General features: G+C 71.0%; 14 protein-coding genes. 4 read left to right on the forward strand and 10 right to left on the reverse strand.

Annotated elements, in window-relative coordinates; translation table 11 throughout:
• Positions 1-404 precede the first annotated feature (404 nt).
• The 8 genes from AB0F17_RS51020 to AB0F17_RS51055 form a co-directional block, all read right to left on the reverse strand.
• Positions 405-758, reverse strand: coding sequence for a hypothetical protein (locus tag AB0F17_RS51020; RefSeq protein ID WP_358039495.1), 354 nt, complete (start codon positions 756-758; stop codon positions 405-407).
• A 184-nt stretch (positions 759-942) separates the two neighbouring features.
• Positions 943-1,137: a hypothetical protein gene (locus tag AB0F17_RS51025; RefSeq protein WP_358039498.1), complete on the reverse strand. Its 195-nt coding sequence runs from the start codon at positions 1,135-1,137 to the stop codon at positions 943-945.
• A 47-nt stretch (positions 1,138-1,184) separates the two neighbouring features.
• The gene (locus AB0F17_RS51030; RefSeq protein WP_358039501.1) at positions 1,185-1,499 is read right to left on the reverse strand and encodes a helix-turn-helix transcriptional regulator; all 315 of its coding nucleotides are present in this window, start codon (positions 1,497-1,499) and stop codon (positions 1,185-1,187) included.
• On the reverse strand, positions 1,499-1,885 hold the full coding sequence (locus tag AB0F17_RS51035; protein ID WP_358039504.1) for a type II toxin-antitoxin system RelE/ParE family toxin: 387 nt from the start codon (positions 1,883-1,885) through the stop codon (positions 1,499-1,501). Before AB0F17_RS51035 ends, AB0F17_RS51030 begins: the two co-directional genes overlap by 1 nt.
• 212 nt (positions 1,886-2,097) lie before the next feature.
• A complete protein-coding gene (locus AB0F17_RS51040; RefSeq protein ID WP_358039507.1) occupies positions 2,098-3,078 on the reverse strand; it encodes an LLM class flavin-dependent oxidoreductase in 981 nt (326 codons plus the stop codon).
• Between the two features lie 166 nt (positions 3,079-3,244).
• Complete coding sequence (locus AB0F17_RS51045) at positions 3,245-3,781, reverse strand: hypothetical protein (protein WP_358039510.1); 537 nt, start codon at positions 3,779-3,781, stop codon at positions 3,245-3,247.
• Positions 3,778-9,051, reverse strand: coding sequence for a hypothetical protein (locus tag AB0F17_RS51050; RefSeq protein ID WP_358039513.1), 5,274 nt, complete (start codon positions 9,049-9,051; stop codon positions 3,778-3,780). The genes AB0F17_RS51045 and AB0F17_RS51050 overlap by 4 nt, the downstream gene beginning before the upstream one ends.
• A gap of 19 nt (positions 9,052-9,070) precedes the next feature.
• Positions 9,071-9,457 (reverse strand): YbaB/EbfC family nucleoid-associated protein, encoded by a 387-nt coding sequence (locus AB0F17_RS51055; protein WP_358039516.1) that lies wholly within the window; start codon positions 9,455-9,457, stop codon positions 9,071-9,073.
• 79 nt (positions 9,458-9,536) lie between these two features.
• On the opposite strand from AB0F17_RS51055, the gene AB0F17_RS51060 reads away from it, so the two are divergent.
• The gene (locus tag AB0F17_RS51060; RefSeq protein WP_358039519.1) at positions 9,537-9,842 is read left to right on the forward strand and encodes a hypothetical protein; all 306 of its coding nucleotides are present in this window, start codon (positions 9,537-9,539) and stop codon (positions 9,840-9,842) included.
• 43 nt (positions 9,843-9,885) lie between these two features.
• Here the strand turns inward: AB0F17_RS51060 and AB0F17_RS51065 are convergent, their stop codons facing one another.
• Both AB0F17_RS51065 and AB0F17_RS51070 read right to left on the reverse strand, forming a co-directional pair.
• Positions 9,886-10,557: a ribonuclease HII gene (locus tag AB0F17_RS51065; protein WP_358039522.1), complete on the reverse strand. Its 672-nt coding sequence runs from the start codon at positions 10,555-10,557 to the stop codon at positions 9,886-9,888.
• Positions 10,558-10,569: 12 nt separating this feature from the next.
• Complete coding sequence (locus AB0F17_RS51070; protein WP_358039524.1) at positions 10,570-11,505, reverse strand: LysR family transcriptional regulator; 936 nt, start codon at positions 11,503-11,505, stop codon at positions 10,570-10,572.
• A 79-nt stretch (positions 11,506-11,584) separates the two neighbouring features.
• On the opposite strand from AB0F17_RS51070, the gene AB0F17_RS51075 reads away from it, so the two are divergent.
• The 3 genes from AB0F17_RS51075 to AB0F17_RS51085 all read left to right on the forward strand — a co-directional run bounded on the left by AB0F17_RS51075 (position 11,585) and on the right by AB0F17_RS51085 (position 16,925).
• Entirely contained in the window at positions 11,585-12,871 is a 1,287-nt protein-coding gene (locus AB0F17_RS51075) for a pyridoxal phosphate-dependent aminotransferase (RefSeq protein WP_358039527.1), read from the forward strand.
• A gap of 141 nt (positions 12,872-13,012) precedes the next feature.
• Positions 13,013-13,657, forward strand: coding sequence for a GNAT family protein (locus tag AB0F17_RS51080; RefSeq protein ID WP_358039530.1), 645 nt, complete (start codon positions 13,013-13,015; stop codon positions 13,655-13,657).
• Positions 13,658-13,904: 247 nt separating this feature from the next.
• Positions 13,905-16,925, forward strand: coding sequence for a BTAD domain-containing putative transcriptional regulator (locus tag AB0F17_RS51085; protein WP_358039533.1), 3,021 nt, complete (start codon positions 13,905-13,907; stop codon positions 16,923-16,925).
• Positions 16,926-16,928: the final 3 nt, after the last annotated feature.

Raw genomic sequence — 16,928 nt, forward strand, 5'->3', positions numbered from 1 at the left:
CGTGCCTTCACCGGCAACCTGTGGATGCCACCCGTCGCACTCGACGCCTGATCAGCGCGAATCACCCAGCGTCACAGATCCTTCTGAATGCTTACCGTTGATCGCCGTCCCGTATGCGGGCACGCATTGTCACATCCACACGCCGTACTGTCCGGGAGGCACGGGTGAGTTCCCCATACGCTCCGTCCCGCCACTCGGTGGCCAGCCATCCCCAGCTGCTACGGCCGGCCGGGCGAGCCCCACGGTCGGGCCCCGCCCCGGGAGCCTTACAGGCCTACGTCGGCATCGACACACCAGCCTGCTCACCCAGATGATCTCAGGCCTGGAAGCCTGGCTCGCCGAGCCGGCATCAGACTGACCAGGACAACCTTCGCGTTGTGGAGGGGAGGAGGAACACCCGCCGGCTAGACGTCGTCCGGGTGGATGAGCCTCCCCGAAGCGAACAGCGCATTTTCTGGCCTCCATCCCTGGCAGTAGTTCGGGTCGTCGACGAACTGCAGCGTCAGGGACCGAACGTGCAGGCACGGCCATGCTTCGACGGTGATGTCGCCGCCGAACCCGCCTTGGGGGATCTGCGAGCAGGCGCAGCACCCCGTGAACCACAGTCCTCGCTGCTCCACACGGCCGCCGCCCGAGAAGATATATGGGGCGCACATTCGCCGGGGCTCGTGGACGACGAGTCGCTCAAACCCCGCCTCATCCAGCCGCTTCAGCAGAAAATCAAGCAGTTCCTCCACGAACGGCTCAAAGCGCGCCACTTCGGCATCATCCCATCAGATCCACGGCGGCCGACCGGTGGAGCGCCCTCACGCTGGCCCCCCGGTGATCTCCATGTCATCTCGCGTTCCCCATCAGTAGCGCCACCACCCCGCGTCCTGGGTGCCGACCATCAAGGCATCTACGGCCGGGAGATCATCAAGGTCGCGCTGATCATGCTCGCAGTCACTTACTGACGGGGCCGAGCGCCTGCACGCTGGCGCCCAGGCCCTCGATGGCGGCATCGGCCTCGCCGGGACGGTCCGGGTCCCCGCCGAAGTGCTTGCGGATAGAGGCCGCCAGCCCCAGCAGGCCGTTGACGTCCAGACGGTCGACCCGGCCCAGGTTCATCAGCGCATCCGGCTTGATTTTGCCGTCCACGCGCCGGTTGTGGGCGAATCCCCATTCCGGGATTTCCGGGTGTTCGTTCAGGCGGCGTTGCCGTGAGGGGTGAGGTTGATGGTCAGGTCGGCGTCGAGGGCACGGGCCAGGCGTCGCAGAAGGGGGATGGTCGGGACGGTGCCGCCGCCTTCGATGCGGGAGATCTGGGGTTGCTTCATGCCGCAGCGTTCGGCGAGTTCGGTCTGGGACAGACCGAGAGCGGTGCGCCGGTCGTAGACCAGCTGGCCGAGGTCGTGGGCCAGTTCGGCCTCTTCGTAGAGGCGGTCGTACTCGAGGTTGTCCTCGGCCTCTTCGCCCAGAAGCTTGCCGTGGCGGCGAGTCTTCCACTCGGCGTGATTCATTACAGTTCCTCCTTCTTGATGTCGCGGCTGTAGACGGTGTGTTCGGCGGCCGGTTCGTGGCGGGCCTCGCAGGCGGTCTGAGCGGCATGTGCGCGTTCGACCTCCGCCGTCTCGCGCATCCTGGTCTTGCGGAACACCGTCAGGAGCACGATGCGGCGGCCGGGCGCGATCCAGTAGGTGATGCGCTGGGCGTTGCCGTCGAGGTCGAAGCGCAGCTCGCGGAGCTTGCCGCCGAGATGGCGGGTGTAGGGCTCGCCGAGCGTGGTGGCGTTCTCGGCGAGCCGGTCGGCCTTCTGCTCGGCGATGACGTAGTGGTGGGCGGGGAGGTTCCCCAGCCAGAGGCGCACCTCGGGCTCGATCTCGATCGTGTACCGCTCACCACCCATAATCTCGATGATATATGGCATGGGTGTTATAGGCCAGTGGGCGCCCAGGCGGGGATTGGGTGACCCGGGTTGGCGTCCCGCCTGGCGTGGGGGCCGATCGCGCCCTCGGGTGCCGTAAGCCGACCGGGCGAACGAAGCAGGTTGGGCGTCAAGGACGGCGAATTCGACCAGCTGGGCTGACTGCCCCCGGCAGCGCGACTCTCATCTTCCGCTCAGTCGGCGACCTGCGGCAACACCTCTACCCCCAGGCGATGGATGTTCTCCAAGGTGCGCTGGTGGTCGCCCATCCCCTCGACCATGAGGATGAGGTGCTGGATCCCCGTCGCTTCCGACGTGCGCATGATGGACTCCACGCATCGGTCCGGCGAGCCGACCGGGTGGACGTGGGTCAGGAAGTCTACATATGCCGAAATATCCCGGGATGGTGGTTCGCTGTTGTCCATCGGGATGTAGCCGGCGAGGCCGGGCTTCAGCCAGCGGGGCAGGGATTCCTTCAACTCGTTCCTGGCTTGGGCGGTGGAGTTCGCCACGTATCCGACAGCTGCGGCCAGGTGGGCCTGAGTTGTACCCCCGTGAGATTCGTACGTGGTGATCATCGACTTCTTCTGCTCGTCGTCGATGTGCATCCCGAGCAGCATCGGCAGGTCGCGCTCCGCGGCCAGTGCCACGGTCGGCGGTGAGGTGCACGCCAGGACCGGCCGCAGCCGGGCCGGCGGGACCAGCGGCACTTCGCGGAAGCTGAAGAACTCCCCCGCCGCCGACACCCGCTCCCCCGAGAGCGCGCCCAGCAGCACGTCCAGCGACTCCTCGAAGCCGCGCTCGAAGCGCTCCAGCCCGGTGCCGAACACCTCAAGGTCCACCCACGGGCCGCCCCTGCCGACACCTAGCGTGAAGCGGCCGCCCGACAGGTGGTGCAGCATGGCCGCCTGCTCGGCCAGCGCGACCGGGTGCTGGGTGGACAGGACGCTCACGGCGGTGCCGAGACCTATGCGGCTGGTCCGGCCGATCGCCACAGCCGCCAACGTGGTGGCCGAAGGGCAGACGCCATAGGACATGAAATGGTGCTCGGCGATCCAGGCGTCGGCAAATCCGGCCTCTTCGGCGGCCACGATGAGCTCAAGGGCATTCGCCAGCACGTGCTCTGATCTCTGGTCCGGAAATCGGGCCACGATCAGAAAGATCCCGATGCGCACCCCACCGATAGTGACCGATTCCCGGAGCTCGGAACACCGCTCACCAAACGGGACTACCCAACGACCATTCCTCGTCGGTGAGGTCTCCACACCATGGCGATGGCCTACCAGGATCGCAGCCCAGAGCGCAGGCGAATCCCTCTGATCTCAACTCCGTACAGGCGCTCTAGGGGGAGTCCTGGAGCATCGCGACCTGGATCGTCCCGGCGGCGTGCAGGCTGGTCAGGAGCGTCCAGTCGTCCGCCGGGTCCAGCCATACCTGAAGCTCCTCGGGGCCGAGCGGCCGGGGCAGTGACCCGGCCGGCTCGTAGAACGACGTGACCAGCACCAGCGGCACGGGCGCGGCCCACTCTTCCGGAGCCGGCGGCACGTGCCTGCCGCCGAGCAGCACGGCCCGCTCCTCGGGCGTGCACTCCTCCAGCGGCCCGGCTGCGGCCAGCTCCGCCTGCGCCCTGACCTGGGCGTCCAGCGCGATCCGCGCGCGCGCCTCGCGTCGCTCCTCCGGAGTGCCGAGCGCGTCGTAGCCGGGCCTGAGCGCGCCGACGAGCTCGTCCGGCTCGTCCGCGTACGCCCGCGAGCCGCCGCCAGAGAAGATCATCTCGTACCGGTACAACGAGCCGTCGACCTTGACAGGCATGGCGGGCGGCCGGTCCGCCGCCGAGGTGTTGCGGATGACGACCGCCGCGCGGTTCGCTTCACTCATCGCCACCAGGGCTCTTCCGTCTTCTCGTTCCATCGGGTGATCGCGAACATGGCCGTGAGCTGCGCCTTGTCGGCCGCCCGGTGGTAGAGGTGGTCGGCCAGCTCCAGATAGGACGAGTAGTCCAGGCGCCTGCGGTGCTCAGTATGGTTGCCGGCGACGTCCTTGCCGTCGTGGTTGAGCGGGAACTGGTCGTCGCCGAGCCGCAGCGCCAGCCCCACCGTTCCCAGCGCCAGTTTGATCTGCGTCTGGATGACGCCGGGGTCCAACGAGCCGTCGGGGAGGCGGACCTCCGTGTGGTCCGTCCGGCCGCCCTCGACCGATTGCACGTTGACCGCGGAGCTGCGCTCGAATTGCGAGCTCACCAGCTCATCAAGTGAGACGTACCCGGCGGAGTCCAACATGTTGGGCGCACAGTACTCGAGCCCCCGGTGTCGGCCCTGCTCCGGGTTCGTCATCAGCCGCAGGAACGTGTCGAAGTAGTTTCTGTTCACCAGGCTCAGCAGCCGCTGGTAGAAGGCGGGGATATGGTCGAACGCGGAAGTGTCCACGTGGATGTGGCCCCCCGTGCTCCCCGTCGCCACGCCGCCGTGCGACTTGATGATCTCGCACACGAGCCGGATGCTTTCCCACGTGCGCGGCGTGTCGTACAGCGGTGGTGAGACGAGCTCTCCGGCGACCGATACGTCCTGTTCCAGCCGCCAGCCGTTGTCACCCTCGTAGTAGCCGCCGTCGTGGCCGGTGTGGTACGGGTGTGTCCACGGATCCCGAGTCAGCCCCGCGTCGTACAGGTCGCGGGCGATGGCCTGGTTGATCGCGTCCTGGTGCGGCTTGAGCGACTCGGGCAGGTCGTACTCTATCTCCCGGCCGAACTTGAACCCGGTCCCGGGCGCGGCCAGTCCGCCGGTGGCGTCCTCGGTCAGGTAGGGCACGACCGGCTCGCCGCGCTCCGCCCGCGCGAACGCCTCCGCGAGGTCGTGTTCGAACGCCTCTGGGTTCCACCGATAGGAGACCTCCGGCTCGCTGGGCCGGCTGTCCCAGGCGCGGGCGCGGGCCTCCAGCGCACGAGCGTGCTCCGCCTCCAGGTCGGAGACGAGGTCGCGGGCCCTCCCCGTCGACGCGCCGGATGCGGCAGCGTCACGGGCGGCCGCCTGGCGGAGCTGGTCTGTGAGCGCCTCCTCGGCCAGGCGCATCAAGGTCGGCGTGAAGCGGTACGGCTCCGCCGCCGGCGCCCGGTAATAGGAGTTCAGCCGGTGGACGAGGTCGGCCCGGTCGGCGGCGCCGGCCGGGTCCAGCCCGCGCTCCTCAGCCCCCCTGAACACGTGGGCCAGCCGCTCGACCGAGTGCTCCAGGCCGAGGTCGCCCGCCAGCTTCCGCAGGGGATCGAGGACCCACGCCGGGGCGTCGCCCTGCGAGCCCACGATCCGGTCCATGCGCGCCAGTGCACTCGTTGCGGGCTCGCCGAGCCTGGTCGCGTACCGGTCGGACACCCGCAGCCTTGCCCAGGTGTCCGGGGTGGTGTCCATGTATCCCCGCAGCGCCTCCACCAGCGCCGCCCGGTCAGGAGCGCCTACCGGGTCGAAGCCGAGCCGCTGCGCGCGCTCGGCCACGTGGACGAGGCGGCCGATCCGGTCACCGAGGCCCAGTTCGCGCGACAGTCCGAGCAGCGGGTCCAGCGGGGGACGCGGCGCGCCGTCGCCGACGATGACGCGGTCCATCCGGCCCAGGAGCGCGGCCTTCGCCGGGTCCAGGCGCGCGGCGGGGAATCGCTCGTCCATGACACGCACGTCCCAGCCGTCCATGTCGCGTTCGCGGTACCGCGTGAGGCTCTCCACGAGCGCCGCGTGGGTCGCCGGCCGTTCCGGGAGGGCACCGTGCGTGTCCACCTCCACGAGCATCTCGGTGAACGTCCGGAGCGCGTGCGAGAATCCCGCCTCGGCCGCCAGGTTACGCAGCCGACCATCGGGCGCGACCGAGCGGAGCGCCTGGTCGGTACGGCTCATCGCCCGCGCGGCCGGGTCGCCGAGCCCGGCGATGGCGTACTCGTCCGCGATCCGCAGCCCGTCCCACAGCTCGGAGTCGATCTCCCGGGTCCGCTCCAGCTCGCGCACCAGGTCGTGCCGCCCTGCCACGCCCTGGACGTCCACGCCCCTCGCCTCGGCGTCCAGGAACAGGCGCCCTACGTGATCAAGCGAGTAGAGCCCGAGGTCCAGGTCGAACGTGAGGCTGCGAAGCTGGTTGACCCTGATCTCGCGCGTGGTGCCGTTGGTGGTGCCGATCGCCATGTCCATCCGGCCGAACGCCCGCGCGAGCCGGAGGGAGGGGCGCATGGGCTCCCCGTTGGCGAGCCACAGGCCGGGAAAAACCAGTGGGTCCGTCTGCCGGTACAGCTCCAGCCGATCGACCAGGTCCAACCTGTCCGTCGCCCCGGCGGGATCGAATCCTTGCCGCTGCGCCTCGTCGAAGACGCGCACCAGCCCGTCGAAGGCGGCAGGCATGCCCACACTACGCGACAGCTTGTGGACGTTGTTGATCATGTCTCGCATGGTGGGGTCTTGCATGGTGGAGGTCAGGGTGCGGGCCATCGTCCCCAAGGTATGCGCGAACGCCTCGTCCGGCACCTCGATCCGCAGCCTGCCCGCGATGCGGCGACCCAAGGAGGTCACGTCGGGATCCAGGGGCGGCGTGGGAGTGCCGTCCCGGTTGATGAGCTGGTCGATGCGGCTCCTGCCCGTGCCGTCGCCGTCTGCGTGGTGAGCTCCGGCGGGCGCGCCCTCGCGCGGTGCGGGGGCCCCGTCATGGGCGTCAGAGGCGCGGGCCGGGGGCGTGGTGCGCTGGCCGCCCGCAGCGGAGTGGGGCTCGGTGTGCCGGTCACCGGCCGGCGGCGTGGTGCGCTGGTCGCCGGTGCGGGCGGGTGGGGTCTCGCGGACGCCTCCGGGCGGGGTGTCGCGGGTGCCGCCTCCGGGAGCGGTCTCCCCGCGGGCACCGGGGCGAGGAGCGGGCGGTTCGTGTGCCGTGCCGATGGGGACGACAGGCCCGTCCTGGGCCTGGCCGGTCCGGGGGCCGCCCGCGCCGTGCCTGTCACCGGTGCGTCCGGGGACGCCCTCCTGCCCGTCGCCCACGCGTCCGGCGGCGAAGCCGGTCTCGTGCGCGGGGACGCCGCCGTGCCCGTCCGCGGTCCGCCCGGAGGCGACGTCCTGAGCGTGCGTCGCCAGCTCCGGAGCCGTGTTCACCGGATCCCGAGCCTGGTCGGGGAGGCCGTCCTGCGCGTCCGGGCCAGGCGGTGGCGGGGTGGGCGGCACGTACGGCGTGCGGAGCGGGAGGTCGTAGAGGGGCTGCGGGTGCCCTGGCGTGGCGTTCGACGCGCCGGATACGTGGCCCAGCACGCCCGCCTGGCCGTGCACCACCGCCGCGGGCGCCACACGGCCGCCGTTCACGACCGCGCCCCCGGCCGAGCCGTCCCCCGCATGGACCATGTGGCCGCTCACCGGACCGGAGAGCAGGTGACCCGCCCCGTCTGCCACACCGGGCACCTGGTGAACCGCCTGGCCAGGCGCCGGGTGTGCCGTCTGGCCCGTTGCCGCACCGGACACCTGGTGGACCGTCTGGCCTGTTGCCGGACCGGACACCTGGTGGACCGCCTGTCCGTCTGCTGGACCAAGCGCCGGGCGAGCGACCTGGCCGGTCGGCTGGGCGTTCCCGGCCTGGCCGGGTGTGCCGTCGCCCGCCCGCGGGGCGACGGCGGCGGGTTCGTGGGCGGCGCCGGGCAAGGCCCGCGTGCCCGTGGACGGATTCCCCCTGCCCTCCAGGGGCGCGTCAGGCGCGCGGACGGCCTCGCCCGTGATCACCCGCGCCTCGTGCGGACGAGCCCGCACGAAGGCGTCGTCCCCGGCCGGACGCACGTCCCTCGGGCCGATCCGCTGCTCCGGCCCGCCCGGAGCCTGGGGCCTCTCACCGCTCAGCACCACCTGGGTCGGCTCGACGACCCGCCGCAGCTCGGAGCCGTCCGCGGTTCTGGCCCCTGCGGCCTCTCCGCCCGGGCCGCGCCCCTGACCGTGCGTCAGATCGTGCTCCGGACGGACGAGGTGCCCGCCGGAGAGCGGGTCCGGACCGGCGGGGTGCCGGGCGGAGGACAGGTCCGTGCCGGTGGACCGCCCGCCCGCGACCGGCTCGGCGCCGTGCACCAGGTCCGGCGTGTCGCCGGCCCCCAGTAACGCGATGTGGCCCGACGGAGGAGGGGCGGGCGGGCGAGGACCGGACAGGGAAGGAGCAGACGGGGAATGGCCCGACGGGACCGGCCCGGCCGTGAGCTCGCCGGCCGGCATGGGCATGTAGTGGGTCCGGGCGCTCTGCGGGATGCCGATGCCTCCGGCCGTGCCCGCCACGAAGGAGTAGAACAGGTGCGCCGGGTCGAGCTGGTCGCTGAGGGCCAGCCCGGGTATCGATCCCACGGTGCCCGACACGCCGCCGACCAGCGCCCGCCCGTAGACGCTCTGCCCCATAGCCGCGATCTGGTCGCGCACCCCCAGCTCGGCCCGCGACACGACGAACACCAGCTCCCGGGTGGCCAGGCGCGACAGCCCGAAGTCGACCCCGCTGAACACCAGGCCGGTCAGCGCCCCGTTGCCCAGGGACAGCAGCAACGAGTCGAGGTCGAGCTTGTCCCGGTTGCCGAAGAGGAGCTGCGCCGACTGCACGGCCAGGTCCAGGCCGCCCATCACCGCGGCGAAGCCCAGCATGTTCATCAGCACCCGCCATTTGAGCGCCTGGATCGACATCCGGGTCATCAGCGTGCGCACCTGGATCAGCTTCAGCACCGACGGCCCGTACAGGTACACCCACACCAGCAGCCGGGCGATGGCCAGCGCGAGCAGCGCCAGCGCCGCGTACTGCATCCACTGGGTGTGCTCCATGTCCTCCGCGTGGTCGCGCAGCCGCCGGGCCTCCTGGCGGATGGCCTTCTCCACCCGCTTCAGCAGCGCGTCACCCTCCAGGTTCGCCAGCTGAGGCGCCGTCCGCCCGTCACCGGCGAGCAGGTTCAGGACCCCCTGGAACGCGTCCTTGGCGGCGCCGTCCCACTCCGAGCCCTTCAGGTAGCGCAGTACCGGCTCGGCGTCGTCGACGCGGATGGCGGCCAGCTCGTCGGCCAGCGCCTCCAGCGCCTCGGCCTCCCGCACCAGCGCGTCCGGAACGGCCTCCGGGAACGCGCCGGCCGTCAGCGGCAACGCCAGATGCCTGACCAGCTCGGGGACCAACCCCAGATCCAGCCCCATCAGCCGGCTTCCCGGACCGTCACGCGCCCGGCCCGCGCCGGTCGGCGCCTGGTAGGAACGACTCGAAGCTCGTGCCCTCGCCGAACAGATCCTCGAACGGGACGTCCTCGGCGACCATCGGCCCGGCCAGGGTCCTGAGCTCCGCGGAGACCCTTTGAGTGGCGATGGCGGCCTGCTCGACGACGCACACTGCCAGCTCGGTGGGCGTCAGCTCGCGGTACACGCGGGGATCGAAGTCGACGGCCCGCAGCTCACCCTGGGGTCCGACGGTGACGGTGACCATCCCGTCGTCGGACTGCGCGGAGCCCGTCAGGTCGCGCACCTTACGGTGCATCTCCTTGACCTGTTCGGTCTGCTGATCGACTTCCTGGACGAGTTGTCGGAGCAAATCCCATGAATCACTCATCGTCGCATCAACCCCACGAAGCCATCAGGACGCTCGCATACTATCGATCAAGTCGGTGAGTCAGGGAGGGTGCGACCGGATGGAACTCGACGGCGCCAGCTACAGCGCAAGCCGGATCAAAGGGCTGGCGGGGGCGATGGGCGATCTCGCGGACAGACTGCGGGGCGTGGAAGACCGGTACGAGACGCACAAGGAGGCGGCCCGCAAGGCGCTCGGCGACGACGACTACGCGCGCGCGTACTTGCAGGCGAACGGGCAGCGGCTGGAAGCGATCAGCACCGCCCTCAAGCTCCTCACCCAGGCCGCCCAGCGTGAGGAGGAGCGCCTCGGCAGTGCCTCCGCCACCTACCGCGCCACCAACGAAGCCAACGAAGCCAACGGCTGAGCGTCCCCAGATCCGAGCGAGCTGGTCTGCCCCAACTGAACGGCTACCCGAAGAGGGTCGCCTGGCCCTCGCCCACCGAAGGATCCCGGTGCCGTTTGAGGTGCCGCCAGCGCGGCAGGTCGTCCAGGTAGGACCACGACAGCCGATGGTGCTCCGTGGGCCCCAGGCGGGCGAGCGTCTCCTGGTGGACCGGTGACGGATAGCCGGCGTTGTCCGCGAAGCCGTACTCCGCACAGCCGATCGTCCCCATGTAGGCGTCGCGCCGTACCTTGGCCAGGACCGAGGCGGCCGCCACCGAGATGCTGGCCGAGTCGCCCTTGACCTCGAGGCGTACCGGCCACGGAGCGCCGATGTAGTCATGCGAGCCGTCGAGGATCAGCGCGTCGGGCCGCAGCGGGAGGGCGGCCAGGGCGCGGCGGGCGGCGCGGCGCAGGGCCTCCGTCATGCCGAGTTCGTCGACCTCGGTGTGGGTGGCGTCGCCGAAGCCGATGCCGACCGCCCATGACTCCAGCTCGGCGGCCACCGTCCCGCGCTTGGCGGCCGACAGCTGCTTGGAGTCCGTCAGCCCGGCGGGCGGATCCGACAGGTCGGTGATGACGGCGCACACCGTCACGGGACCGGCCCAGGCGCCCCGGCCCACTTCGTCGAGGCCCGCGACCGTGGTCGTGCTGCGCTGCGCGAGCAGCAGGTGCTCGATGTCGTAGGAGGGCGCCATGGGCACCAGACGTTATCGCTCCGCGAGGCGTACCGGATCCAGATCGGCGGCGAGCAGGCGCGCCGCGACGTGGATGGCCCGCAGCGTCACCGAGACCGATGGGCGGTGAACGCTGGAGCCGCGCGCGACGGCCCGCACCTCCCGGCCCACCGGGTTGCCGGGGAACTGGCGTACGGCGATGCCGCGGACGCCGGCGGCCAGCGCGAGCGCGGGCACGGCGGCGATCCCGATGCCCTTGGCGACCAGCGACAGGATCGTGCCCAGCCCCTCGAACTCCCACGGCGTCGGCCTGGTGCCGCCCACGTCCACGAAGAGCCGGTCGACCGCGAGGCGTGACGGCTCCCCGTCCGGGGTGGCCATCCACGGCTCGTCACGCAGCTCGCGCAGGTCCAGGGGCACCTGCGGGTCGGCCAGCCGGTGCTTGCGCGGCACCACCAGCACCAGCGGGTCGTACAGCAGCGGGTAGGCCCGCAGGCTCTCGCTGTCGCCGACCCGCCCGTACCAGTCGTCCACGAGCGCGATGTCCACCTCGCCCGACTGCACCTCCCGCATGCCCCGCCCCGACCGGCTCTGCCCCAGCCTGAGCGTCAGCTCGGTGTAACGGCGCAGCGAGCGGGCGAGCGCGGGCGCGAACGCGACCGCCGCCGTGGGGAAGGCGGTCACCACCACCCGGCCGGACGGCGTGGCCGCGTGGGCCGAAAGGTCGGATTCGGCTTCCTCGACCATGGACAGAATGCGTTCGGCATGGGCTACCAGGCGGCGGCCCGCGTCGGTCAGTTCGGCGCTGCGCGCGGTCCGGTCGATCAGCGCGGTTCCGGTCTCGCGTTCGAGGGCGACCAGCTGCTGGGACACGGCCGAAGGACTGTATCCGAGTGACTCAGCGGTCGCCGCGATGCTGCCACGACGGGCAAACTCGCAGATCAACACCAAACGCCGTAATTCGAGCATCGGACTTCCTTACGCCTACCCACAAAAAGCCTCGCTTGTGCTGATGCCTTCATCAAACCACGCTGGGAACGTGACAACCATGACGGTTACCCTCTCCGCCACCCTGGCGGCCAACGAAGAGATCGAACGAAGACGACGCGCCGGGCAACGGGTGCTGCACCTCGCCTTCGGTGAGGCCGGGCTGCCCGTCCACCCGGCGCTGCGCGACAAGCTGGTCGCCGCATCCGAACGCAACGGCTACGGGCCGGTCGCGGGAGCGGCCGACCTGCGGAGCGCGGCGGCGGGCTACTGGACACGACGGGGACTCTCCACCGACCCCGAGCTGGTCGTCTGCGGGCCCGGCAGCAAGTCCCTCCTGTACGGCGTGCTGCTGGCTATTGGCGGCGACATCGTCCTGCCCATGCCCAGCTGGGTCAGCTACGCGGCGCAGGCCGATCTGGTCGGCGCCCGCCCGATCCTGGTTCCGCCCCCGGCGGGACAGGGCGGCGTACCTGATCCGGATCGGGTGGCCTCGGCCGTGCTGCACGCTCGCGCCCAGGGCAGGACCGTCAGCTCGGTGCTCGTGACGCTGCCCGACAACCCGACCGGGCGCCTGGCGCCGCCGCAGACCATCCAGCGGCTGGTGGAGGTCGCCCGCGAGCTCGACCTGTACATCATCTCCGACGAGATCTACCGGGACCTGCTGCACGACCCGCTGCTCCCGTTCACCTCGCCCGCCGACCTGGCGCCCGAGCGCACGGTCGTCACCACCGGGCTCAGCAAGAGCCTGGCGCTGGGTGGCTGGCGGATCGGCGTGGCCAGGCTGCCCGACGAGGCGTACGACCTGCGCGCCAGAATGCTCGCGGTGGCGAGCGAGATCTGGTCCGCCCCGGCCGCTCCCGTGCAGGAAGCCGCCGCCTACGCCTTCACCGACCCGCCCGAGCTGGTCGAGCGCATCGTGCGGAGCCGGAGGCTGCACGGGATGCTCGCCCACGAGGTGCGGGACAGGTTCGTGGAGATCGGCGCCTCGGTGCCCACCCCTCAGGGCGGGTTCTACCTCTACCCGGACCTGAGCCACCTACGGCTCGGCGGCTCGGCGGAGATCACCCGCGTCCTGCTCGACGACCACGGCATCGGTGTGCTGCCCGGCCACGCGTTCGGCGACGATCCCAGCGCCGCGCGGGTGCGGGTGGCGGTGAGCCTGCTCTACGGGGACACCTCGGCGGAGCGCCTGGCCGCGCTGAACAGCCAAGATCCGCTCCAGCTACCCTGGATCGCGGCCAATCTGGACCTGCTGTCGATGGGCTTGACGGAGCTGTCCGCACAACGGCGGAGCCCGGTGCGTGAACGGCACCCGGCGCTCGTGCCGACGCCATGTCACAGTTAGGCGAAACTTTGTCCGCGGGCCGGTGCGGCGACCCCGCAATCGGCCCGCTGAGCTGCATAAACACCCGGGTTGCAACAAGCTGCAAAGAATGCTGGACAAGTACTGTTCTCCGGCATACCAAGCAGCCTCCATCATGTGCTCATGCCCGCTCTTGTCACCCTGTCCGGGCGCCTCGTGCGCCTGGAACCTCTCAGCCTCGCGGTGATCGACGACCTCGTCGCCGCGGCGAGTGAAGACCGCTCCACGTACGCCTTCACCCGTGTCCCGGCCAGCCGGGACGAGATGGTCTCCTATGTGGAGGCCGCGCTGGCTGAGCAGGCGGAGGGCCGCACACTGCCCTTCGCCGTCCGGTGGCTGAACACCGACCGAGTAGTCGGTGCCACCCGTCTTATGCACCTGGAGTACTGGCAGGGCCCCATGCCCTGGCCGCCGGGTACGCGGGGCGTGGTGGGCGAGGTCCCGTCCGTGGCCGACATCGGATACACCTGGCTGGGCGCGTCCGCCCAGGGCACGGGTGCGAACCGGGAGAGCAAGTTCCTGATGCTCTCGCACGCCTTCGAGACGTGGAACGTCCACCGCATCACGCTCAAGTCAGACGTCCGCAACAACAGGTCGCTGGCCGCCATAGCCGCCTTGGGCGCGCATTTCGACGGGATACGCCGGGCGGAATGCAGGGGCGCCGATGACACCGTCCGAGATACGGCGTTCTACTCGATCCTGAACTCCGAATGGCCCGGGATTCGAGAACGCCTGGCCCAGAGGCTCGGCCTCGCCGAAGCAGCATAAGCACCGTCCGCCAAGGCCCCGCCGTACGGCGGGGCCTGTGTCTTGCGTCATATATGCCCGTGTCATGGCCGCCCCCGTGTAATTGGGGCCATGTCACTGCTGACTCTCAGGATCCATCGCCCGACTCAACACTCGATTAACGACCGATCAACGCTTCGGTTAACGAATGGGCGGATGCCTATGTGTTGGGCAAGGATGGACCTATCATTTGGTAACAAATCTTTCCATTGCGTTGGAGACAGGCGACATGGCTGGTCAGAGCTTCGAAGGCGAGCTGAGGTTCGCCGTGCTCGGTCCCGTCCGCGCGTGGCGCGATGGCAAGGAAGTCGACCTGGGTACTCCGCTGCAGCGCTCCATTCTCGCCATGCTGCTCCTGCGGGAGGGCCGTGCGGTGACTCCGACCGAGATGATCGACGCGGTCTGGGGCGAGGAAGCGCCGCCGCGAGCCCTCGGCGCCCTGCGTACGTACGTCTCCCGGCTGCGCACCGTCCTGGAGCCCGGCAGGGCCGCCCGCTCGCGACCCGAGCTGCTGACCTCCGTCGGCCGTGGTTACGCGCTGCGGCTGCCCGAAGGATCGCTCGACCTGACCCGGTTCGAGCGCGGCACCCACGAGGCCGAAGCCGCGCGCCGGGCCGGCAAGCCACGTGAGGCCGCCCAGGCTCTGCGGGCCGCGCTGTCGCTGTTCGAGGGCGAACCGCTGGCCGGAGCCGTCGGGCCGTACGCCGAGCACCAGCGCGACCGGCTGGTCGAGCGCCGGATCAGCGTGGTCGAGACGCTCATGGACGTGGACCTGGAGCTGGGCGAGCACGCCGCGGTCGTCTCCGAGCTGATCGCGCTGACCGCCGAGCACCCGCTGCGTGAGCGTCTGCGCGCCCAACTGATGCTGGCTTACTACCGGTGCGGCCGGCAGGGCGACGCGCTGGCCGTCTTCACCGAGACGCGCGAGGCGCTGATCGAGGAGCTGGGCATCGAGCCCGGCCACGAGCTGACCGCGCTGCACCAGCGCATCCTGGCCGCCGACCCCACGCTGACCGTCGCCGAGGTGGCGGAGGAGGAAGGGCCGAGGGAAGAGGAGGAGCCGACGCTCCACCTGCCGCGTCCCGCGCAGTTGCCCGCCGCCGTGAACGACTTCACCGGGCGCATGGACATCGCCGGGCGGCTGCGCACGCTGCTGGCGTCGCAGTCGGCCGCCGAGGGCGTGCCGGTGGCCGCGATCTGCGGGATCGGCGGGGTCGGCAAGACCACCCTGGCCGTGCACGTGGCGCACGCGGCCGGCGACCTGTTCCCCGACGGCCAGCTCTACGCCGACCTGCGCGGCTACACCGACGAGGCGACCGGCCCCGAATCGGCGCTGGGCGCGTTCCTGCGCGCGCTGGGCGTCCCGTCCGACGTCATCCCCGAGCGCCTGGCCGAGCGGTCGGCGCTCTTCCGGTCGCTGCTCGCCGAGCGGCGCATCCTCGTGCTGCTCGACAACGCCCACGACGCCGAGCAGGTCAGCCCGCTGCTGCCGGGCTCGCCGGGCTGCGCGGCCATCGTCACCAGCCGCCACAAGCTGGCCGATCTGCCCTCTGCCCGGCTGTTCGACCTGGACGTGATGGAGCCGGACGAGGCGCTGACGCTGTTCGCCTCGGTGGCCGGGCCCGAGCGGGTGGCGGCCGAGCACGACGCCGCCATGGACGTGGTCGCCGCCTGCGGGTTCCTGCCGCTGGCCGTACGGATCGTGGCGGCCAGGCTGGCCGCGCGGCTCTCGTGGACGGTCGCCTCGCTGGTGCCCCGGCTGGCCGACGAGCAGCGCCGCCTCGACGAGATGCGGGTGGGCAACCTCGCGGTCGAGGCCACGTTCGCGCTCGGCTACGGACATCTGGACACCGCCCAGTCCCGCGCGTTCCGGCTGCTGTCGCTGCCCAACGGGCCCGACATCTCGGTCGGGGCGGCGGCGGCCGTGCTGTCGGCGAGCGTGTTCGACACCGAGGACCTGCTGGAGTCGCTGGTGGACGCCAGCCTGCTGGAGGCGCCCGCGCCGGGCCGCTACCGCTTCCACGACCTGCTCAAGCTGTTCGCCCGCCGGACGCTGGAGAAGACCGAACGGCCGCAGGCCCGCACGATGGCGCTGCGCCGGCTGCTCGGGTTCTACCTGGCCTCCGCCCAGTCGGCGCACCGGCTGGCCTATGAGGGCAGCATGATCGCCGACAACCTCCAGGTGGACGGCAGCGGGCTCTCGTTCAACTCCGTCGGCGAGGCCGTCGCCTGGCTGGTCGCCGAGGGTGACTCGCTGTTCGCCGCGATCAACCAGGCCGCCGCCACCGCCCGTGCCCCGGAGCCGCTGCTGCCCGCCGGTGACCTGCTGGTGGCCATGGAGCCGCTGCTGGAGTCCGGCACCCACACCCGCGAGTTCGACCAGGGCACGCGGGCCGTGCTGGCCACCGCCAAGCGCATCGGCGACACCGGCAGCGAGCTGCGCGCCCGCTACGTGCTCGGCCGGGTGCTGTTCGCCAGCAACCGGCTCAGGCAGGCCGAGGAGCAGTTCAGGAGCGTGCACGAGCTGTCGGTCGAGCGCGGGGAGAAGGTCGTCACCGGTGAGGTGATGAACGCGCTGGCCGTCGTAGTGGGCCGGCAGCGCCGCCACGCCGAGGCGCTGACCTGGTTCGACTCGGCCATGGGCTGGTACCGCGAGAACGGCGTACCGGCAGGTGAGGCGCTCGTGCTCAGCTACTCGGCCCGCGACCACCTCGGCCTCGGCCGCCCCGAGGACGCGATCGCCGCGGCGGAGAAGGGCCTGGCCATCTTCACCGAGATCGGCAGCGGCGCCGGCACCGCCCGCGCCCGCTACCACCTGGGCATCGTCCTGTCGCGGGTGGGCCGCATCACCGAGGCCGTCCACCACCACGCCGAGTGCCTGGCCTTCTTCCGCGCCAGCAAGCAGCGCGTGTGGGAGCAGCGGGTCTGCTCCCGGCTCGCCGAGACGTTCATCGCCGCGGAGCGCTATCCCGATGCCGTACGGCACGCGGAGCAGGCCCTGGTGGTGTCGAGGGAGATCGGCCATCCCTATGGCGAGGCGCTCTCGCTGATGGTGCTCGGAGAGGCGCTCAAGGGCATGGGCAGCGCCACGAGGAGCCTCGACTGCCTACGGCAGGCCTTCGAGATCTTCTCGATGCTCGGCGCCCCCGAGGCGGAGGACCTCAGGGCCCGCCTCGGCAACGCCCCGGCCGTCGAGCCGGTCATCGCTCCCGTTGTCGGTCCCGCTGTCGAGCCCGTCGTCGAGCTCTGAGTA

The sequence above is a fragment of the Nonomuraea sp. NPDC026600 genome, assembly GCF_040638335.1.
Classification (GTDB): domain Bacteria; phylum Actinomycetota; class Actinomycetes; order Streptosporangiales; family Streptosporangiaceae; genus Nonomuraea.